The sequence below is a fragment of the Acinetobacter sp. UBA991 genome (assembly GCF_002292065.1).
Classification (GTDB): domain Bacteria; phylum Pseudomonadota; class Gammaproteobacteria; order Pseudomonadales; family Moraxellaceae; genus Acinetobacter; species Acinetobacter higginsii.
Genome location: NZ_DBBF01000041.1, coordinates 1 through 22,697, shown reverse-complemented (window position 1 = coordinate 22,697; position 22,697 = coordinate 1). Strand labels below are relative to the sequence as shown.

The 22,697-nt window shown below is 42.8% G+C and carries 16 protein-coding genes; 7 read left to right on the top strand and 9 right to left on the bottom strand.

Annotated features, from left to right (window positions below; all coding sequences use genetic code 11):
- Window positions 1-2 precede the first annotated feature (2 nt).
- From B2727_RS16675 to B2727_RS16665, 3 genes are read right to left on the bottom strand one after another with little or no spacing between them, the layout of a single operon-like run.
- The gene (locus B2727_RS16675) at window positions 3-3,110 is read right to left on the bottom strand and encodes an efflux RND transporter permease subunit (RefSeq protein WP_033133169.1); all 3,108 of its coding nucleotides are present in this window, start codon (window positions 3,108-3,110) and stop codon (window positions 3-5) included.
- On the bottom strand, window positions 3,107-6,196 hold the full coding sequence (locus B2727_RS16670; protein ID WP_033133170.1) for a multidrug efflux RND transporter permease subunit: 3,090 nt from the start codon (window positions 6,194-6,196) through the stop codon (window positions 3,107-3,109). The genes B2727_RS16675 and B2727_RS16670 overlap by 4 nt, the downstream gene beginning before the upstream one ends.
- 4 nt (window positions 6,197-6,200) lie before the next feature.
- Complete coding sequence (locus B2727_RS16665) at window positions 6,201-7,412, bottom strand: efflux RND transporter periplasmic adaptor subunit (protein WP_033133171.1); 1,212 nt, start codon at window positions 7,410-7,412, stop codon at window positions 6,201-6,203.
- A 234-nt stretch (window positions 7,413-7,646) separates the two neighbouring features.
- On the opposite strand from B2727_RS16665, the gene B2727_RS16660 reads away from it, so the two are divergent.
- The 3 genes from B2727_RS16660 to B2727_RS16650 all read left to right on the top strand — a co-directional run bounded on the left by B2727_RS16660 (window position 7,647) and on the right by B2727_RS16650 (window position 11,733).
- Entirely contained in the window at window positions 7,647-8,162 is a 516-nt protein-coding gene (locus B2727_RS16660; RefSeq protein WP_033133172.1) for a sigma-70 family RNA polymerase sigma factor, read from the top strand.
- Between the two features lie 22 nt (window positions 8,163-8,184).
- The gene (locus tag B2727_RS16655) at window positions 8,185-9,141 is read left to right on the top strand and encodes a FecR family protein (RefSeq protein ID WP_033133173.1); all 957 of its coding nucleotides are present in this window, start codon (window positions 8,185-8,187) and stop codon (window positions 9,139-9,141) included.
- A 66-nt stretch (window positions 9,142-9,207) separates the two neighbouring features.
- The gene (locus tag B2727_RS16650) at window positions 9,208-11,733 is read left to right on the top strand and encodes a TonB-dependent siderophore receptor (RefSeq protein ID WP_033133174.1); all 2,526 of its coding nucleotides are present in this window, start codon (window positions 9,208-9,210) and stop codon (window positions 11,731-11,733) included.
- Between the two features lie 85 nt (window positions 11,734-11,818).
- On the opposite strand, the gene B2727_RS16645 is transcribed toward B2727_RS16650, so the two are convergent.
- From B2727_RS16645 to catM, 6 genes are all read right to left on the bottom strand, one after another.
- Window positions 11,819-12,154, bottom strand: coding sequence for a DUF3325 domain-containing protein (locus B2727_RS16645; protein WP_033133175.1), 336 nt, complete (start codon window positions 12,152-12,154; stop codon window positions 11,819-11,821).
- Window positions 12,154-13,851 carry a PepSY-associated TM helix domain-containing protein gene (locus tag B2727_RS16640; RefSeq protein ID WP_033133176.1) on the bottom strand — a complete coding sequence of 566 codons (1,698 nt, stop codon included), beginning with the start codon at window positions 13,849-13,851 and terminating at the stop codon, window positions 12,154-12,156. The genes B2727_RS16645 and B2727_RS16640 overlap by 1 nt, the downstream gene beginning before the upstream one ends.
- Window positions 13,852-13,855: 4 nt before the next feature.
- Entirely contained in the window at window positions 13,856-14,203 is a 348-nt protein-coding gene (locus B2727_RS16635; protein WP_033133177.1) for a DUF3649 domain-containing protein, read from the bottom strand.
- 60 nt (window positions 14,204-14,263) lie between these two features.
- Window positions 14,264-17,098 (bottom strand): TonB-dependent receptor domain-containing protein, encoded by a 2,835-nt coding sequence (locus tag B2727_RS16630; RefSeq protein WP_033133178.1) that lies wholly within the window; start codon window positions 17,096-17,098, stop codon window positions 14,264-14,266.
- A 320-nt stretch (window positions 17,099-17,418) separates the two neighbouring features.
- Window positions 17,419-18,684 carry an OprD family outer membrane porin gene (locus B2727_RS16625; RefSeq protein ID WP_033133179.1) on the bottom strand — a complete coding sequence of 422 codons (1,266 nt, stop codon included), beginning with the start codon at window positions 18,682-18,684 and terminating at the stop codon, window positions 17,419-17,421.
- 290 nt (window positions 18,685-18,974) lie between these two features.
- Window positions 18,975-19,892: a cis,cis-muconate-binding transcription regulator CatM gene (gene catM / locus B2727_RS16620; RefSeq protein ID WP_004654826.1), complete on the bottom strand. Its 918-nt coding sequence runs from the start codon at window positions 19,890-19,892 to the stop codon at window positions 18,975-18,977.
- Between the two features lie 104 nt (window positions 19,893-19,996).
- Between catM and B2727_RS16615 the strand changes: the two genes are divergently transcribed.
- The 4 genes from B2727_RS16615 to B2727_RS16600 all read left to right on the top strand — a co-directional run.
- Complete coding sequence (locus B2727_RS16615; RefSeq protein ID WP_033133180.1) at window positions 19,997-21,106, top strand: muconate/chloromuconate family cycloisomerase; 1,110 nt, start codon at window positions 19,997-19,999, stop codon at window positions 21,104-21,106.
- A gap of 14 nt (window positions 21,107-21,120) precedes the next feature.
- Window positions 21,121-21,411 carry a muconolactone Delta-isomerase gene (gene catC, locus B2727_RS16610; RefSeq protein ID WP_005190515.1) on the top strand — a complete coding sequence of 97 codons (291 nt, stop codon included), beginning with the start codon at window positions 21,121-21,123 and terminating at the stop codon, window positions 21,409-21,411.
- A gap of 119 nt (window positions 21,412-21,530) precedes the next feature.
- A complete protein-coding gene (catA, locus tag B2727_RS16605; protein WP_033133181.1) occupies window positions 21,531-22,451 on the top strand; it encodes a catechol 1,2-dioxygenase in 921 nt (306 codons plus the stop codon).
- A 119-nt stretch (window positions 22,452-22,570) separates the two neighbouring features.
- Window positions 22,571-22,697 (top strand): CoA-transferase (locus B2727_RS16600; RefSeq protein ID WP_291349578.1); only part of this gene is annotated, 127 nt, incomplete at its 3' end.

Here is a 22,697-nt window from a genome sequence, read left to right as displayed (position 1 = left end):
TCCTATTTACTCCAACGCAAGATATTCAATCGCAGTTTGAAGCGATTCAGTAATTGAGCGAATTTTTCAAATATGAGATACATCACAGGGGTGGTATATAAGGTTAATAATTGACCCAGCGCCAATCCACCAACAATGGCAATCCCCAGTGGTTGCCGCATTTCAGAGCCTTCGCCCCAACCGAGTGCCAAAGGAATCGCACCCAATAAAGCTGCGGTATTGGTCATTAAAATCGGTCTGAAACGCAATGTTGCCGCAGCGATAATGCTGTCTAAATCGGTGTGACCTTGACGTCGTTGCTGCAAAGTAAAATCAATCAGCAAGATCGCATTTTTCACCACAATCCCGATTAGCAAAAAGATACCTAACAAGGCAATCAGGCTAAACGGAATCTGAAACAACCATAAGCTGAGTAAAGCGCCCAGAGCTGCTGTCGGAATGGTGGATAAAATAGTAAAAGGATGCACAATACTTTCATAAGTAATCCCTAAGACAATAAAAATCAGCACGATCACAGCCGCAATCAAAGCAGGCGTACTCAAACCTGCCTGTAGACTTTCAGTTTCGACATCGCGATCTGTCATCACAAAGATTTCTTTTGGCAGCATGATCTTTGGCAAAACCTGACGGATCGCAGCATCTGCCTGTTCATAGCTATAGCCTTTTTTCACCACGTAGCCAACACCCATGGCAGCGAATTGATTACGGCGATAAACCCGATCATTGCTAATGCCGTAACTCCACGTGGCAAAATTGCTTAAAGGCACATATGCCCCTTGTTGATTCGGAACTTTCACATCCGCCAAGGCTTCTGGATGTTCGGTAAAACGTTGGTCGACTTCCATCACCACATAGAACTGATCATTGCGATCATAAATTGTGGAAATCTGCCGTTGCGAAAAGGAGTTATTTAAAACACTGGAAATATTTTCAATATCAATGCCCAACCGTTTTGCGGCTTCACGGTCGATGTCTAAAGTGACATGCTGCGCGCCTTCATCACCCTGTGTTTCCACCTCTTCAAACTCAGGCAGTTTACGCATGGCCTCTGCAACTTTGGGTGCCCATTCACGCAGTAAGCTCACATTGTCAGATTGCAGTAACAGCAAATATTCTTGTGCATTGCCACTGGAAAAAGGATCATCCAATTCCAAATCTTGTTCGACATCTGCGGAGAATACTGCCCCCGCCTGCCAAGGTGCATTTTTCTTTAAACGCTCAACCACTTGTTTGGAGCTTAAACCATCGCGTTCAGCTTTTGGTTTGAGACTGACCATTAAAAATGAGTTGGTCATACCACCACCGCCACCGGAAGTACCCACTACATCCTGTACTGCAGGATCTTTGAGTAAGGCTTGGTTAAATGCGGCAATCTTCGGCTGCATAATCTGAAAAGAAAAGCCATCATCGCCACGAATAAAAGCACCAACTCGCCCCGCGTCTTGTTCAGGCAAAACGCGTTTAGGCAATAAATTGTAGAGATAAACTGAAGCAATGATTGCTGCCAGCCACAGCACTACAATCAGATAAGCATGTTTGAGTACCCAATGAAGAGAGCGAATATAAGATTGAGTCAAGCCCTGAATCAGATCATGGCTATAACGATACAGTCGTGGAGGGTGATTAAGAGATAGAGGTTTTAAACAGCGTGCTGATAAGCTTGGGGTAAAGATCAAGGAAACAAGGACCGATAAAACCACCACAAACACCAGTGTTAGCGAAAACTCCCTGAATAAACGTTCTATCACACCGCCCATAAACAAGACCGAGAGGAAAATCACCATCAATGCCAGATTCATGGCAATCAAGGTAAAGCCAACCTCTTGGATGCCTTTTACCGCCGCTTGTGCGGGAGAATCACCTTGTTCAATATAGCGTTCAATATTTTCGAGTACCACAATGGCATCATCCACCACCAACCCAATCGCCACGATGATCGCCATAATTGACAGGTTATTCAGTGAAAAGCCAGCCAAATAAATCAGACTGCATACGCCAATTAAAGTGACCAGTAGTGCCATTGCGGGAATCACCGCACTTTGCAGCCGCCCCAACATCAGCACCACAACGATGACCACCAGCAACATGGATAAAAACAAGGTATCCCTTGCTTCCTCTAAACTGTTACGGACAATAGTCGAGCCATCCATCACCACAGTCAATTGCGCATCACGTGGCATCAATTCTCTTAGAACGGGCAATTTGGCTTTAATCAGGTCAATGGTCGCCACAGTATTGGCATTGGGCTGTCGGCTAATTTTTAAAATCACCGCAGGCTGCCCATTGTGAAAACCACTGACATAGCGGTTTTCAACCGAATCACGCACTTCTGCAACATCTTTTAAGCGAACAGCCCCTTGATCGGTGTGTCGGATGATCAGATCGGCAAAATCTTGGGCGGTCTTTAATTCTGTAGAAAGTGCCACTTGCCAACGTAATTGCTGTTGCTCCACCACGCCCAATGCCTGCACCACATTACTTTTCGCAACAGCCTGTCGTACCTGTTCAAGAGATATGCCCATTGAAACTAAAGCCGTTGGATTGATGGTGATACGCACGGCAGGCATGGAAGCCCCGTCAATCGACACTTCACCGACACCACTGATCTGCGCCAAATTCGGTTGCAATTGATTGGATGCAATTTCGTATAGCTTTGCCGCTGAAAGTTGTTTTGAGCTGAGTGCCAAATAAAAAATCGGACTTTGACTCGGGTTGATTTTGAAATATTCAGGCGGACTCGGCATGCCTGCAGGTAGCTGTGACATTGCCGCATTGATCGCAGCCTGAACTTCACGCGCGGCCTCATTAATATCGGTATTCAAATCAAAGTGTAAAACCACCTGTGTCGAACTTTGATTACTGGATGAATTAATCGCCTTAACCCCGGATACCCCCATCATGGCACGCTCTAAGGGGGTTGCTACTGTTGCAGACATACTTTCTGGACTGGCACCAGGCAGATTGGCACGCACCACAATGGTCGGGATATCCGCTTGTGGTAATGCCGCAACAGGCAAACGCAAATAGGCCAATATACCGAGTAAAACAATCGCAATCCCCAGCAGTACACTGGCCACTGGACGTTGTACAAACACAGACAGCAACGTCATTGCGATGCTCCTGTCTGATCTGAAAGCAGGTTTGCATCGGGTTGCTTGGCTTGCAGGCGATCAAAAAACAGATACACCACGGGTGTGGTAAATAAGGTGAGCACCTGACTGACCAATAGGCCACCTACCATCACCAACCCAAGTGGCTGACGAAGTTCAGCCCCAGAACCCGAAGCCAGCATCAGCGGGATTGCACCCACTACTGCGGCCAATGTGGTCATCAGAATTGGACGGAAACGTAATAAAGCAGCCTGATAAATGGCTTGCTCAGCCGACAACCCCTGATTCCGTTGCGCCACAAGTGCAAAATCCACCATCATGATGCCGTTTTTCTTGACCAAACCGATCAATAAAATAATCCCGATCAGTGCAATCATGTCCAACGGCTGGCCCACTATGAACAAAGCCAGTAATGCCCCTATCGCGGCAGAAGGTAAGGTTGAAAGAATAGTCACGGGATGAATAAAACTCTCATACAACATGCCGAGCACAATATACATAGTCACAATCGCTGCAATCACCAACCAGAAGGTATGTTGCTGTGAGTTTTCAAAGGCTGCTGCTGCGCCTTGCAGTTGAACCTGTAGCTCTGGCGGTAGCTCAAGACTTTGTTTAACCTGCTCAATCACCTTAATCGCTTCTCCTAAAGACACCCCCTTGGCTAAATTAAAAGAAATCCCAACGGCAGGAAATTGCGACTGTTGCTGTAAAAGAATAGGCGCATGTTTTTCGACAATCGTAGCAACAGAGCTCAATAAAATCGGCTGTCCTTGGTTGTTGTGAATATAGGTCTGGTTTAAAGCCTCAATACCTTGGGTGAGTTTTGGGTCTAATTCTAAAACAATGCGGTACTGATTGGACTGCGTATATAAAGTTGCAATTTGGCGCTGCGCAAATAGATTTTGCAAAGCCAAACTAATGTCTTCAACACTTAGACCCAACCGTGCTGCCGCATCACGGTTAACCTCAATATAGGCTTGTAAACCCTGCCCTGCATCTTCACTGGTCACTTCTGCAAAGGCAGCCTGCTGACGCAAGGCCTGAACCAATTTAGGCGTCCACTCCTCAACCAATTGATTTTTGGGTGCAGTCACGCTGAGTTGATATTGGGTGCGGCTAATTTTGTCTTCTATACTGAGTTCTTGTACGGGTTGCATCCAACCTTTAATGCCATGTACTTGTGCAAAATTTTCATTCAGTCGTGCCATCACTTCCGCAGCAGGTGCACGTTCGGCATGTGCTTTTAAATTCACCAAAATACGCCCATTGCTTAACTTCGGATTATTGGCATCGACACCAATAAAGGATGATAAGCTGGCAACCGCAGGATCTTTTAAAATCACTTCTGCCAAAGCCTGTTGGCGTTCACTCATGGCTTGAAATGAAATCTGGTCAGGTGCTTCCGTCACCACCTGAATCACACCATTATCCTGTACTGGAAAGAAACTCTTTGGAATCGACCAATACAACAGCCCTGCCAGTAGCACTGTTGCCAACATCACCATCAAGGTCAGCAGTTGATGTCGAAGTACCCATTGCAACAACTTCGCATAGTGCTGAATCACTCGATCCAGACTCCATCGACTCGGCTGCTCTGCATGCTTGGGTGCATCTTTGAGCAAATAGGCACACATCATCGGAGTTAAAGTTAGTGAAACGAGCAATGAAAGTGCAATTGCAGCTGCCAGTGTCACCGCAAACTCATGGAATAAGCGTCCGACCACATCGCCCATAAAGAGCAAGGGAATCAAAACAGCAATCAAAGAAATCGTCAAAGAAATCAGGGTAAAGCCAATTTCTTTTGATCCTTTTAGTGCTGCTTGCAACATGCTTTCACCTGACTCGCGGTGTCGCGCAATATTTTCGAGCATGACAATCGCATCATCCACCACAAATCCAGTGGCAATAGTTAATGCCATTAAAGTCAGGTTATTGACCGAGAAGCCAAGGAAATACATCAATACAAACGTACCAATAATCGACAGCGGTACGGCGATACTCGGAATCAGGGTCGCAGCAAAATTACGTAAAAATAAGAAGGTGACCAACACCACCAAACACACAGCGAAGACCAGTTCTTTTTGCACATCTTTAATCGAGCTACGAATACTTTCCGTTCGGTCGGTCAGGACGCGAATACGAACATTGTCGGGTAGGTTTTGTTGTAATTCAGGCAGTATTTTTTTGATTTGATCTGCTACCTCAATCACATTGGCATTGGGCTGACGCTGGATATTCACCAAAATGGCCGATTGACTGTCTGCCCATGCTGCCATATAGCGATCTTCACTGCCCTCGAACACCTGCGCGACATCTTTTAAGCGAATCGGTGCGCCATTGTTCCAACGTAAAATCAGGCTTTCATAATCGGCTATCGAACGCATCTGATCATTGGCATCCAGCATAGTCGATCGAAAAGGCCCATCAAAACTCCCTTTCGGTTGATTGGCATTGGCGGCAGCAATAGCCGCACGCACATCTTCAGCACTGAGCTTAAACGCTGCCAAAGCAGTTGGATTCATCTGCACCCGAATCGCTGGACGTTGCCCGCCAGCAAGACTAACCATCCCCACCCCAGAAAGCTGAGACAGTTTTTGCGCCACTCGGGTATCGACCATGTCATAGACCGTGGTCAGTGGCAAACTGTCAGAACTAATTGCAAGGGTAATCACGGGCACATCGGCAGGATTCACTTTGCGATAGATCGGTGGAGTGGGTAAATCACTAGGCAATTTACTGCTTGCTGTGCTCAATGCCGACTGTACTTCTTGCTCGACAATGCCCAGTTCGGCAGATAACTCAAATTGCAGGGTAATCACCGATGCGCCCACCGAGCTATTTGAAGACATTTGCTTCAAACCCGCAATCTTGCCCATCTCCCTTTCCAACGGTGAACTGATGGTTCGTTGCACCGTGTCAGGATTTGCACCCGGCTGAAAGGTGTAAATCTGAATAATCGGATAATCGACTTGTGGCAATGCCGACACGGGTAATAAACGCCACACCAACAAGCCGCTAAAAAATAGTGCCAACATTAATAATGTGGTGGCGACAGGTCGTAAAATGAAGAATCTGGAAATATTCATACACTTATCCAGCGACAGTTTTTGCTGGTAGTGGCTTAGAAACATCATCTTGAACGATTTGTACTTCTTGCCCTTCGGAAAGTCGATCAATGCCCTCTAACACAACACGTTCATTGCCTTGTAAGCCTTCAATGATCTCAGTTTGTCCTTGTGAAACCGCACCTAGCTTTAACATACGCACTTCGGCTTTATCTTCTTTATTCACAATATAAACATAAGTGCCTTTTGCCCCATGTTGGATGGCATCACTTGGCAGATGCACTGCATTTTGCAAGGTCTTAGCATTTAAACGAACATTGACAAATTGATTGGGAAATAAAGCATCATCATTATTGGCAAAAACGGCTTTTACTTTGAGTGTGCCAGTATTCAAATCAATTTGGTTATCTAGTGCTTGAACTGAACCTGTGGCCAGCTGTTTCTGTTCTGCACGATCCCATGCACTGACTTGAATGCTTTGCTTATTTTTTGTGGCTTGGCGAACCGTATCTAAATAATTTTCCGCAATCGCAAACTGAATATACACAGGATGGATTTGGGTAATACTCAATAAACCTGTTGCTTCATTGGCTTGGATTAAATTACCTGCATCTTTTAAGCGAAAACCAACACGCCCCTCAATCGGCGCATATATCTTGGTATAAGACAATTGTAACTTTGCCGCTTCGACCAGTGCTTGATTGGCTTGCATCTGTCCCTTGAGCTGATTGACCAAGGCCTGTTGTTGATCAACCTGTTGCTTGGCAATCGAATCTTGCTTATACAACAGCTGATAACGATTCAATTCAGTTTGTGCATTTTGCAACTGCGCTAAATTTTGTTGCTGTGTCCCCTGTGCTTGTGCCAATGCTACCTGAAATGGGGTCGGGTCAATTTGTGCTAACAATTGCCCTTTCTTGATGTATTGCCCTTCTTGGAAATATAATTTTTGCAATACACCTGACACCTGACTTTGAACATTCACGGTATTGGCTGGAACCACTGTACCAATGGCCTTAATTTGTAATTGCAAATCGCCACGTTGTACCCCGACCACACGCACAGGCACAGGTTTACTCCATTGGCTAAACGATTCCTGTTTATTGGCTTGGGATTTTTTCCAATAATTCCAACTCCATGCCACGAGCAATAAAAGCACCGTCAATGCAATCAACCATTTGATTTTATTTGATCGAGAATGCTGTTGTAGTTTTAAATCAATCTGTTGTTCACTCATGGCATGCTCTACTTAATCAAACAAAATTCATTAAAAATATGGGAGACGAAGAAAACAAAAAATGTTCCCCTACATTGGTTTAGTCGAACGAAAATCAAAATCAGCTCAATTTTTTCTGTAAAAGTATGTATACAATTTTATTGATATTAATAACAATTATCATTACTATTTGAAAATATTTTTTCCATCCGCCTTTAATTGTGCATCTCCCTGCCCATTTGTGGACTCCTTGCTATGAACCTGAATGTAGAAAAACAGTTATGGTTTAGCCACGTTTATCAATCGCAACAAAGCACACTGTTGTCCTGGTTTAAGCACAAACTACAGCATCACCATCAATCGGAAGACTTGAGTCAGGAAGTGTTCTATCGTGCCTTAAAAAGTGACTATTGCTTTGAAAAGATTAAAGAACCTCAGGCATGGTTAATGGGCATCGCCAAGCATGTGATTATTGATTATTGGCGGCATCAGCATGTAGAACACCTGTATTTAGATGCCCTTGCACAGCTACCAGAAGAATACTATCCCTCAGCTGAATACGAAGTCTGTATTTGTGAAACGCTTTATCAAGTGCATTTGATGCTGGAAAAGCTACCTCAACGTACCGCACAGGTGTTTTTATTATCGCAATTGGATGGACTGACCTATCGTGCAATTAGTGAAAAACTGGATATTTCAGAGGCAACGGTCAAAAGAGATATGAAACAGGCTTTCTTGGCCTGCATAAGTCTTTATAATCAGACCGATTAATTGCTGAATTTGCTTTGCTGCTATGTCTCAAGCTCCTAAAATCCCTGATCATGTTTTGGACCAAGCCGCAGACTGGCTAGTGCTATTACATTCAGGTGAAATGACTGCGTTACAGCAACAACAATTTGAACATTGGCAAGCAGAAAAGCAAGAACATGCCCTAGCCATTCAGCAAATCAATAAATTTACCCATGGCTTAACAGGTTTATCCAACCACTTTCCCTCAGATTCTTTAGTCCAGTCCAAGCAAAAATTTAATCTGACTGCAAAACGAAATATGCTGTTGAACCTTTCAGGATTGTTGGTTATCGGCTGCGGAATGTATTTGTTACCTTGGGCTAAATGGCAGTCTGATGACCATACTGAGGTTGGTGAAATTAAAACTGTTGCACTGCAAGATGGTTCAATCTTGATCTTGGCCAGTGACAGTTATATTAACGTGAATTTCTCCGAACAGACTCGACAGATTCAACTGATCGAAGGTGAAATTTATATCCAAACCGCCAAAGATCCGCAACATCGCCCCTTTATGGTGAAGACCAAAGATGGTGCAATTGAGGCCTTGGGTACTCAGTTTACGGTACGACAAGAGCATCATGATCAAACTCGGGTCAAAGTGTATCAACATGCGGTCGCTTTACAGCCGCAGGATTCTGGACAACGGCAAATTTTACAGCAAGGTCAACGTGCGTATTTCAACAGTCAACAGGTCTCTAAACCTTTACCATTGAATAATGAGCAACCCTACTGGACTCAGCAATTACTGGTGGTAGAACAATGGCCACTCGAAAAAGTCATTAGTGAACTGTATCGTTATAAAAAAGGCACTTATTTCATCGAGCCAGCGTTAAAAGACCTTCGTATTTCAGGCGTTTTTTCATTAAAGAATCCTCAACAAAGCCTAGAAACACTGGCCTATACCCATCAACTTGAGTTGAGTTATTACAGTCCTTATTTATTAAAAATAAAAAAAAGATAAAAAGATGATCCTTTTTTTGATCTTGTCCGACTTATAGAGAAATACACTCCCAATCGAGAAGACCACATGAAGGATTATCAGGCGAAAACTACCTTGGCGTTGGCTGTACGCGCAATCTTATGGGGCATACCACTCAGTATTGCCAGCATTGCAACAACCTCTGCTTATGCTGCCACTGTTTATCAGATTTCGATTAGCTCAACCACACTCGATCAAGCACTTAAACAGCTCGCGATTCAAACAGGCACCACCATCAGCTATGACTCGACCACACTCTCTAAAATAAAAAGTGCTTCACTAAAAGGAAATTATTCAGTAGAAACTGCTTTAGAGACTTTGCTTAAACCGCATGCATTTGAAGCCATCAAAGTTGCCAATGCGGGATACAGTATTCAAGCCAAAGCAACTGTAGCAGCGGTTGAACCTAAAGTCGTTAAATTAGAAGCGATTCATACTAAGGCAAATGCGGCGAATATAAATCAAAGTAGCGAAACTGGCCTAGCTCAATTAGCGACGATTCACTTGAGTGCGGATAAAGGTCAAAACCTCACCACAGAAGGCTCTGGGTCATATACAGCTAAGGCAACAACAGCCTCAACGGGTTTGGCTCTGACCCTCAAAGAGACACCGCAACTGGTCAGTGTAATTACCAATCAGCAAATGAAAGATCAAAACCTGACCCAACTGACCGATGTAGTTAGTCAGGCAGCAGGTCTTTCGATTAAACAAGGTGGTAACATCGGTAGTGATAACTCGCCAATTTATGCGCGCGGTCAACAAGTAGATAACTATCTTCTAGATGGCGTCAAACTCATGAGTTCCTATCAGGCTATTTTCCAGAGTCAAGATATGGCGCTCTTTGATCGTGTTGAAGTGGTTCGTGGTGCCAATGGCTTGATGACCGGCTCAGGTACAGCCAGTGCCAGTATTAACATGGTTCGTAAAAAGCCTTTACAAGATTTTAAAGCTTCTATCAGTGCAGATTTAGGTTCTTGGGATTATTACCGTACCGATATTGATGTATCCAGCCCTTTAAATGCTTCAGGCAGTGTTCGTGGTCGTACCCTATTTGCCTACCAAAATTCAGACTCTTATATTGACCGTTATAATGAAGAACGCAAAGTTGCCTATGCTGTAGTTGAAACAGATCTCAGTGCAAAAACCAAAGGTAGTCTCGGTGTGAGCTACCAACAAATGAATCTTTCTGGTGTGGCACGTGGTGGTTTACCAAGTTTTTATACCGATGGTTCTCTAATTGATTGGTCACGCTCGGATTCAGCGGCAGCAAGCTGGACAGGTTCTGACCGTGCCACAACTGCTTTCTTTGCAGATATTGAACATCAATTGAATGACCGTTGGAAGTTAAAAGGCGTGGTGTCACGTACCATTACTGATTCAGATGAAATTGTTGGCTACACTTTTTCAAATACAGGAATTGATAGAGCTACAGGTAGTGGTGCCATGCTGTACGCCACTCGCTGGGATTATCGCCCAACCCAAGATCTATTTAATTTAACCTTGAATGGTTCATTTGATTTATTTAGTCAAACTCATGAAGTTGTTTTGGGAACAACCTATACACAAAGTAAAAACAAACGCCCAACCTACTCTGGATGGAACAATGGCATGTCATGGGAAGGTAAGCTCGATAATATCTTTGCATGGGATGGTCGTACGCCAAGTCGTCCACCCACTCAAATCGATGGTTGGTACAGTGGTGATGATCGTAGCAAATCCATTTTTGGTGCAGTACGTTTAAAAGCAAGTGATGATCTGGCAGTTATTTTGGGGACACGTGTTGAAGACTGGGAACGTGTCACTGGTGAACATAACAATGAAAATAATTCTACAGAACACACCAAACAGGAAGAAAAAGGAAAGGTCATTCCTTATATCGGTCTAACCTATGATTTCACAGAACATTGGACAGGTTATGCCAGCTATACCAATATTTTCTCACCTCAAGATAAGAAAACCATAACGGGCAGCTATATCGAACCCATCATCGGTAACAGTACCGAATTGGGCATTAAAGGTGAATTCTTCGACAATCAATTAAATATTGGTGCAGCCATTTATCAGGTTAAGGAAGATAATAAAGCTGTCGCCATCACGGGCGCAAAAGCACCTGATGGTTCTCAAGCTTATAGAGCTGAATCGGGAACTGAAAGCCGTGGTTTTGAACTTGAAGCAACAGGCAAAATCACCGATGCCTGGCAGATTTCAACAAGTTTTACGCGTAATCTGTCTCAAGACAATAAGGGCAAAAACCTAGACACCAGTATTCCAAATAATACAGTCAAACTGTTTAGCACCTATACCCTGCCTTATCTGGATGAAGCAATTACAGTAGGTGGTGGTGTTCGTTGGCAAAGTGAAATTTATGAAAATAATTCAGTCTCTAAAACGGGGCGATTTACGCAAGACAGCTATGCTTTAATCGATTTGATGGCACGTTATAAAGTGAATGATCAACTTATGGTGAATTTCAATTTGAATAACCTTTTCAATGAGAAATATCATTTGGCGACCACCAATAGTTATTATGGTGCGCCAACCAATTTCCGTGTGGGTTTAAAATATGACTGGTAAGCTAAGCTAGTCTTATGTTTCATTCACCAATAAAAAGAGGAAACTTTCGTTTCCTCTTTTTATGTCACTTCAATACAAACAAATCTTAAATCAAGGCCACAATAAACAGCAGCCCAAATACAACAGTCACAATCACATTGGCTTGCAACAGTTTTTTAGGTTGATAGGTTAATAATAATCCCACTGCCAAAGCAGCAAAGGTGATACAACCCAACCATTCAGACAAACCAACTGAAGCACCTTTAAAATAAATCATGACCAATGCAGAAATAAGTAGCATTACCCAACCTGCGATTTCAAACTGTCGACTATTTTGCGCTGAAATCTGAGCACTAAAAATATCGCGCTGATGCTTACTCATCCCACAGGCAAGTGCTGATAAAGCCACCACAGCAACACACCACAACATCAATGCTGCCATTATACTTGCTCCTGTCCAGCTTGAACCTTAGGCTGTTTTTTCTGCTTCACAGCTAAGCCTTGGTAACGCTTTAACTTGTAATAAGAATAAATAAAAATCAGACCTAAAATAATACACACCAGATCAAAACTGGCGATCATCCATTGTCCATGATAGATACTCATCCACAGCGCCTGCCCACCTGTTAAGAAGTTTAGGATTGGCATAAACAGGAACAGTACAGCGGCTAAAGCCAGTTGCTCCAACCATGCGGGACGATGCGCCCGAATAGCCGCATGAATTAAACACACAAGCCATGCGATAAAGAACACATTAATCTCTAGTGGAGAACGTTCGGCCAATTGAGCGGGGATAAACCGATTGGCAATGAAATAGGCTGCACAGGCAATTGGTAGACCTGTGATTGCGGTAATATTCAGCACTTCAACCAGACGATGACCAAAAGGCTTATAACCCAATTTCTGTACATCTGGAATCCGTTTCACCACCCATAAGATCAGACCAGAAGCCACCATCATGGTGCCTAATATGCCCGATAAAAATAACAACCAACGCAACACTGAATCCACACCACGTGCCATATGCAACCATGTCACCAAGGTATAAATGGCTTTTGATGCCGAGTTAACAGGTTTGGCTTCATCAAGCAGTTGTCCTGTCACCGCATTAAACTTCATGGAAGGAATGCTTTCTCGATCAAGCAATGTGGCAGTACGGGTTGCATTAAATTCAACATCAGCTTCAACGGTATTCGGCTTATTCACTCGAATTGAAGCAATCGGGTTATCTTTCCAACCTTGTTGAACGTAATGACTCAATGTCAGCAAATTCACCATCGGTGCTGCTGCAAGTACAGGCAGTGCCTGTTCGGCCTCACTACGACGGCCACCCCCTCGATTGCCATGCCCTTCCTCTGCTGCTTCTTTTTGTTTTTGCTCTGCCAATAAACGTGCTTGCTCAGGTGTTTTGGCAACAGGTTCATTCAGCATTTGATAGAAATTTTGCCCACTTCCATAATGGCTGTTCATCGCCCAAGGCATAAACATGAACATTAACAACAGCAAACCACTAAAGGTGATCATGATATGAAAAGGTAAGGCAAACACAGCCGTTGCATTATGAGCATCGAGCCATGAACGCTGACCTTTGGCTGGGCGGAAAGTAAAGAAATCTTTGAAAATCTTTTTATGAGTGATAATACCGCTGATAATTGCGACAAACATGAATAAGGTTGCGATACCAACAATCCAACGCCCCCAAATACGTGGCATGCCATAAAGTTCAAAATGGAAGCGATACAAGAAACCACCACCCCGAGTTTCACGCGCTTTAATCTCTTGGCCCGTTTGAGCATCTAAATAGATTTCACCACCACGACGGCGACCTTCACCTGGCTTACGGATATTCAGCATAATGGCAGGTTGACGTTTATTGGCAAAACGAATATTCCAGCTTTCGGCAGGCTGCCCGTTTTGCTGCAAATACTGTAATGCATAACCCAATTGTTGCTGTTGAGAAGTATTATTCACAGACTGATGCAATTCAGGTTTCATCCACACCGTAATTTCATTTTGGAAAAAACTGAGCGTGCCCGTCAGAAAAACGGCGTAAAGCAGCCATCCCAAGAGCAGGCTTGTCCATGTATGTAACCATGACATGGATTGGCGAGGGCCTTCATTTTTACCATCAACACGCATGACTTTACCCTTTTAAAAACCAATAGATCAACGTCATCAATACACTGGGAACAATAATGCCTAACCAGACTTTCAAGGTCGAGTTGACCAGAAATACCCAAATGAACACGGCACAATGGATCACAAATGCCAGCATGGTCGCCCCAAACACGGCATTGGCTTTGGAAGGTTCAGCTGTAAACAGAGCCCCCATTAACATTGCAGCAATCGCAGCAAAGTAATAACCACCAAAAATGGCCAAGACAAAACGTGAAAAAATCATCAATCGATATTTAATCAATGATGATTGTTCCACCTTCTTTTTCGTGACCCTTTTGGCGGTGGCCAAGGGCACAGACGCTTCAATATTCATAAAAGACACCTAGTCAGGCGACGATGATGCAAAATAATCGCCACCTGCATTTCAGGAAGATTAGAAAGAAAACTTAAGGTTTAGATAATATTGGCGACCACGGACATCACTGTATTTACTGAGGTATGATTGCGTTCCAGACATGTCGACCGTGTAATCATTAAATAAATTTTGAATACCGAAACTCAGTTCGCTTGAGCTGTGTTTTAGCAACTTACTGCTCGGCAATTTCACTTTGGCAAAAATGTCATGGTAGATTTGATCTTCGATTTTTAATTTTTGATCGGCACGACCCGTTTGATTCAAAATCGCAGTCGCATTAACCATGTCATAAGAACCATAATATTGGCTTGCCCAACCAAAGCCCCAATTGTCATTGGCTTGTAGATAAATAGAGGCATTGGCACGATGTTTTAGCGGTGCATCGGATACCGCACCACCCACCACACTGACAAAATTCTTCTCTGGGTCAATCAAATTATGTTGTTGGCGATATTCATTAACATGCGTATAGCCCAAATTAAAGGTGGTTTCTCCAATCACGCTATCGAAGCGATAATTTAAATTGGTATCAATCCCACTGGTTTTAAGGTTTAAAGCGTTGAATGGCGTGATATCAATTGAAACCACATCGCCAGCTTGATTGCGTTGAATGCGGCTACCATATTTGCTTTGATTGTCTAAAATATATTGCGCACTGATCGAACTGATATTATTGGTTTTTTTGATGTTGTAATAATCAATCGATAGGCGTAAATCAGGAATCGCCTCTGGGGTTAACACAATCCCAGCATTAATACTTTTTGAACTTTCTGGCGTCAGATCTGGATTGCCCCCAGAAATGCTTTCATAGGTGCTAATAATTTTTCCCGTTGCTGGATCAGTTAATGTCGCACCCGTCACTTGGGTCGAAGTCGCTTGAGAAATTTGAGAAACTGATGGTGTAACAAAGCCTTCACTATAAGACGCACGGAACATCAATTGGTCATTCGGTGCGAAGCGGAAACCTACTGTTGGCGTGATCGCATCAAATTTTGATTTACCCGAATCGCTATAATTTAAGAACTTGGAACGGTAGCCCGTAGCAGGATCAATTTTACTGTCATATTGCGGTATCTTGGCTTGGACATTGAAATCCTCATAACGTGCAGCCAATTGCACATCCAGTAATTTGGCGAAAGGCAAATTCAGCTCAGGGGAAATCAGGGGAATGTTAAATTCCGTGTAAACACTGGATGCATTGCTCTTACGTTCAGTCGGCTTCACCCAAGGATTGTCGACATGTTGATGATCCGCAAAGCCTTCACTTTCATAACGGCGATGCTCAATCCCCGTTGCCAATCGAATATCGCCTGCATACCATTTTGCAATTGGACCTGTGGCTCGAATTGAGAAATCATTTAAGGTCTGCTGTGTATTATTTTTTGGATAGTTCCAGTATTTTGAAATTAGGTCGGTTGGTGTAGTGGTGAAATCTTGCAAAAAATCAATTGCATTATTAGTGGTATCTTTGTTCCATGCACTGGCTTTCGGATTTTTGCTGCCTTGACGTGTATAACGTTGACGAATATCCGATTTACTCCATGCATAATCTGCCGAGAGTATCCATTCTGGTGTCAGGTCAAAGGTAAAGCCCGTCGCAACTTTCTTCTGGGTGGTTTCAAAGGTGTCCTTGGCAAAGCCACCTAGGCTATCCAAACGCATTGGATAATTCACCAGAATATCCTTGCCAAAAGGATTATGCGGACTATCTTTGCTCACTGTTACCACGTTATAACCGTGCGGTGATGTATTAAATGACCAACCCTCTTCTTTTTCATAGCCCGCCTCAAGAAATACATTCAGACGATCAGTAAAATCACGATTTAAAGAAAGACCAAAGGCTTCGGTCTTGGTATCGTAAAGTAATCCCTCTTTACCTGACCAGCCACTCACCCCATCTGACAAACCCAATGCATAGCCTTGACCCAGTTTGCTCAGATCGCCATTCCAACCTTTTGGAAGATGTGCCATAGATGAGCCCCATCCTGGCACTAATTCAGAACCATCTTTACTACGAATATTAGTTAAATTGCCTGCAGGCGGGTTGACCTTGTCCCCAATAAGACTATTTGGATTATTTTTTAAAATATTTTGGCGTGATTTACTTTTCCAGTCACGTTCGCTCGCTAACAAACTATCTTGATCTTTTTTGGAAGCCGTCAACATCACATGGGTACGGCCATCTTCCAGAGAAAAACCTGAAACCAAATTAAAAGATTTGGCGGGTTGTTGATTATCCACGGTATCGCTATAGCGCAGATTCACTTCGGTGCCAACATAGTCTTTACGCAAAATTACATTGATGACACCACCAATCGCCCCACTGCCATAAATCGCAGCAGCTGATGTCGGTAATACTTCAATCCGTTCAATTGCAGCCAAAGGAATATTATTTAAATTGGGTTGATCGGTGGATTCAGAAGTACCACGACTGCCTGTTCCTGCGCTACGGCGGCCATTAATCAACACTAGAGTTTGACTGGCACCAAGTCCACGTAAATTAATTTGACTTGATGTGCCTGAGAAATAACTGGAATTGTTGGTTGAGGTTGCCATTGGCAATACTTTAGACAACAACTCGGTGACTGTGGTAGTACCTGAGCGCTCAATCTCTTCCCGCTCGATCATAGTATAGGCTTGGACATCGTCTTCGCTTCGCGGAATATCCATATTGCCCGATTTATAGGCAACATCGGTCTTGCTTGCAGTTACCGCAATGGTCGGCAGCGTCGAGGCTTTATCTGCGCCATCCTGTGCAAATACGTGTGGAGATGACAACACCAATAAAACTGAAGTGCAGAGTGTTGTTCTAATAAATTGAGATGATTTGAGAGAGTTATTTTGTTCTAACACGTAAGAACCTTAATTCATTATTAAAAATTTCGTGAATAATACACAAAACAAACAAAAATGACAATAATAATGATAATTATTATCAATAATAACATTAGCGCCCCATATTCCTCCATATTTTAAAGTGATCAATAACAACAAAAGCTTATGAGATCAGGTAAGGTGATCAATCAGTCTTAATAACGAATAGAACGTCCAATTTTAGAAAAATGTGGAGCTAAGTGTTTGCAGGTTTTTGTGATTATGATTAAAAAAATAAGCCCATCTTATTCACGAATTTGAATGAGATGGGCTGTTCAATTCTTGTATTGAATCTACAATTAAAACTTATGTGTATACGTCGTCATAATTCGATTTTCGACAAAATCTGTGCCGGGGTTATTGCCTGCACCATATTTAATATCAGCTCGGATATGTCGCCATTCAAAGCCCAAGCCTTTTAGTTTACCTTCAGGTACGGTGTAATTGACGATCACATTTTTCTCGGTTTCTTTATTATCCTTAAACCCTTCACGATAGATTTCACTACCATTTAAATAGCGTAATGTCAGTTTTAGCCCAGGGATACCTTGTTCTTTAAAGTCATAACTATATAAAACATGCCAAGTGAACTCTTTGGCTTTGTAGAAAGCAATTGCAGACCAACTCTGTAAATAAGCTTGTGGTACATAACCATTCAACAAGGGAATATTGTCCTCACCCATATGCTTTTGCAGACCTGTCAAAATGGTATGTGGTCCATTTTGCACACTGGCTTGCAGACCGATTGACTGGACATCAATATCGCCAAAATAGGCATCCCCATCTTCTTTATAGTTAAAATAGCGGGCGTCCACTTTAAGCTTGCTCTTGTTGACCGTTTCCGTAAAAGCCGCACTCAAATATTGTTGTTGATAAATATCTTCGAGCTGCCCAAACCAATAAGAACCCGTCAACTGAGGGGTAAAATTATAATCGAGACCCAGAAAATTCAGCCCATCACTTCTTTTGTTTGGGTCTGTCGAGTTGCCTAAGGTAAATTTTCGATATTCATCATCATCTCGAGCATTCACATGGGTAAAACGCCCTGCCGAGACTTTTAAGTTTTTGATATCTTTACTTTCTAGCATTGCACCCGCATAAGTGGTGACCAATTGCCGAGAATCATCAATAAACAGTACCGGTGTTTTGGGGAAAAGCTCACCGACTTTCAGTTCAGTATTGAGATATTTAAATTTTAAAGTCGCGCCTAATTTTAAATAATCACGCTCCTGCCGACCTTCGTGCTGATCGTATTTAAATACGGTATCCAGACGTTCATCGTAGCGATCTGTTAAACGCAATGCATATTGAAACCCCAAATCCAAACCGACTTGGATTGGTGTATCGGTATAACCAGATTCAAAACGTCCTGTCATCGCCTGAGACCAACTACCCAAATCTTTATTGGTATTTTCAAAATCCCGTTCTAAATAAAAATTACGCAGGTAAATGCTTTTTTCACTGTCTTCAAAAAAATCTGCATAAGCCACATTGATATTTAGACAGCCAAAGAGTGTATACAGTGCTACGCGCTGTGCTTTATACAGCGTATCTGGTTTTAACATGGGAAATCCTTTCCTGAGTATTTGAAATTCTTATTCATTCACGCTGAGAGTTAAGACCGTCCTCACAACTGAGACCATACTTGCCGATACCTTTAAAACTGACATAAATTCAGAAAGATATATTTGAGCAAATATTGGACACACTCTATTATTTGAATTATTAATGTAATTTTCCATAGATAATGAAGTATATAGTTATACCTTTTAAGTCTAGTTTTAGATCATTTTCACCACAATTAAAAAAGCGATCATGATGACCGCTGATAAATAAACTTGGTGCCTAGAGCTGCTTAATCACCCTCTAGTTGGATCGGAATGCCTTCTTCTTCAAATACTTGCTTAATGCATTCTAAAATCTGCGGTAGATACGGACTCTGATCCATATTGCGCACTGCCAATGAAATCGGTGTATAAGCTTCTAAATCTAAGATTGGGATATACACCAGATTCTTCATACCAATGTCACTGGCACTTTCTGGAATCAGGCAAATCCCCTCACCTGATGACACCAAACCAAGCGCCATATGAATTTCACGTACCTCGACCATATCTTTAGGTACCAAACCCAAGTCGGTAAAAATCGATTGAATCAAGGTGGAAAAATTCGGTTTTTGGGTCGCGGGATAAGAAAAAATAGGTTCATCAATAATCTGGGACAGATAAATCCCCTGATCGATAAAGCGGGTTAAATGATGGTTTTTATGAATGGCTAATTTAAGTTTTTCTTTGCGCAATAAAATCCGTTTAATTGCAGGATCACTAATTCTTAAACGTCCAAAACCTAAGTCAATTTTACCCAGCTTTAATGCTTCAATCTGATCCTTGGTACCATGTTCAATCAACTCCACCTGAATATCAGGATGATTTTGACGGAATAAATAAATCACTTGCGGTAATAACGCATAAAGTAATGAGCTGACATAGCCAATACGCACAATCTTATTTACCGTGCTAATACGTTTTGCCATGGAAGCCGCTTGAGCAGTATGGGTCAAAATCTGCACCGCATGCTGATAAAAGAACTGTCCCGCTTCTGTGGTTTTCACAGGTCGAGAACCACGTTCAAATAACAGGATACCGAGTTCCTCTTCCAGCTTTTGGATCTGACGGCTTAATGGTGGTTGCGCAATGCATAACTTTTCTGCGGCTTTGGTAATGCTCTGTTCCTCGACCACCGTCACGAAATAACGAAGATGTCTTAATTCCATTTAATATACCTTTTAAGTATCTAAAAATACCAAATTCAGCCTAGTTATAGATATTACATTAATTTAGGGTATGTAAATAGCTTAGGACGAAAGAAATACCAAAGATGTATAAATCCATAGAAACCCTACTTGTCGAGATTCCAACCATCCGCCCACATAAGATGGCGGTTGCAACCATGCAAACCCAAACCTTAGTCCTCATTAAAGTGACAACAGCAGATGGTTTGATTGGTTGGGGTGAAGCAACGACTATTGGTGGCTTGGGTTATGGAGATGAAAGTCCTGAAAGTGTCAAAACCAATATTGAGCATTACTTTTCGCCATTGTTAAAAACTTTGGACAGTTTTAATGTGGCTCAGACATTACAGGCCATTCAACACAGTATCAATGGGAACCGCTTTGCTAAATGTGCTATTCAAACGGCGCTACTGGATATTCAGGCACAACGTTTAGGTCTACCACTCAGTGAAATGTTAGGTGGGCGCCTACGTGATAGCGTTCCTGTACTTTGGGTTTTAGCCTCAGGCAATACTGAAAAGGACATTGCTGAAGCAGAAAAAATGGTTGCGTTAAAACGTCACAATGTATTCAAGCTCAAGATCGGTTCGCGCCCAGTTGAACAGGATGTTGAACATGTACTGGCAATTAAACAAGCATTGGGTGCAGAAGTTTCGATCCGTGTCGATGTCAACCGTGCATGGTCTGAGTTGAATGCGATTAAAGGGATTCAAATGCTGCAGGATGGCGGTGTTGATCTGATTGAGCAACCGTGTGCGATTCATAATATTGATGCTATGCAACGTTTGACCCGTAAATTCGATATTGCCATTATGGCAGATGAATCTTTAACCGGTCCGCAAAGTGCTTATCAACTGGCAAAAAGCAATGCCGCCTCAGTGTTTGCAGTAAAAATTGCCCAATCAGGTGGTCTGATTGAAGCCTGTGAAGTCGGGAAAATTGCCAATCTGGCAGGGATCGATCTTTACGGTGGTACCATGTTGGAAGGTCCAGTTGGCACCATTGCTTCCGCACATGCCTTCTCTACTTTTAGCAATTTAGCCGCTGGTACGGAACTGTTTGGTCCACTGTTACTCACGGAAGAAATTTTAAAAACACCGCTTCAATATGGCAATTTTGAACTCAAAATTCCAACTGGCCCTGGTCTCGGTATTGAACTGGACGAAGACAAAATCGACAACTTACGTCGTCAATAATTTAAGGAGTTGCGATGCTTTTTCATGTACGAATGGATGTAAATATCCCGCTCGATATGCCAGTTGAACAAGCCAATCAAATTAAAGCTGTTGAAAAGGCCTATTCACAAGATTTACAGCGTCAAGGTAAATGGCGTCATATCTGGCGCATTACCGGACAATACTCAAATATCAGTATCTTTGATGTGGAAAGCAATGAAGAGCTGCACAATATTTTACAGGGGCTGCCATTGTATCCCTACATGAATATTGAAGTGATGGCGATGAATCGTCACCCATCAGCCATCCGCGAAGACGATAGCTAAAGCCCATCGTGGCATCAGGATCGCAACAGAATTTGAACAAGGAATGTGGCAAGCCAAGCAAGCAGCAAAACAGCAAGTCCGCGAGCCACCAAAAACTATCATACTTCAGGAGAATATGTATGAACCGTCAAGAAATCGATGCACTGGTTAAAAAAATGAATGTGGATACTGCGACAGGTAAAGTCAATCCACGTGTACAACAAATCGTGGTTCGTCTGCTCGGTGATCTTTTTCAGGCGATTGAAGATTTGGACATCTCACAAAGTGAGCTATGGAAAGGTCTAGAATACTTTACCGATGCAGGCCAAGCCAATGAACTTGGCTTATTGGCGGCAGGTTTAGGTCTTGAGCATTATCTAGATTTACGTGCTGATGAAGCAGATGCCAAAGCAGGCATTACAGGTGGAACTCCACGTACCATCGAAGGTCCATTGTATGTGGCTGGCGCGCCTGAATCTGTTGGTTTTGCCCGTATGGATGACGGTTCTGAATCAGACAAAGTCGATACCTTATTCATTGAAGGTACAGTCACTGATCCTGAAGGTAATATTATCGAAGGTGCTAAAGTCGAAGTTTGGCATGCCAACAGCCTCGGTAACTATTCATTCTTTGATAAGTCACAATCTGACTTTAACTTACGCCGTACCATTTTATCGGATGCTGATGGTCACTATGTGGCGCAGACCACTATGCCTGTGGGTTATGGCTGCCCACCTGAAGGGACTACTCAAGCAGTGCTGAACTTGCTCGGCCGTCACGGTAACCGCCCTTCTCATGTACATTATTTTGTTTCTGCGCCAGGCTATCGCAAATTAACCACGCAGTTCAATATCGAAGGCGATCAATATCTGTGGGATGACTTTGCATTTGCAACACGTGAAGGCTTGGTCGCTACTGCTGTTGATGTGACGGATGAAGCTGAACTTGCTCGTCGTGGGGTGAATAAGCCATTCAAATACATTACCTTTAATGTTGAATTGGTTGCAGAAAAAACAGGTGCACCAAGCACTGAAGTCGACCGTCGTCGTGTCGGTGCTTAACACCACAAATTTACTGTGAGCTAGACCTTAGCTCACAGTTTTTAAATTTCTATGCATACCCGTTTATACAGCAATTCGTATGTATAGAAATTTGAAAACATGAATAAAAGGTTGGCCTTATGATTGATAAAAGTACGCTCACATTGACTGAGGCACTGTCACAGATCAAGGATGGCGCAACCATCATGATTGGTGGTTTTGGCACCGCAGGACAACCCGCTGAACTGATTGATGGATTGATCGAAC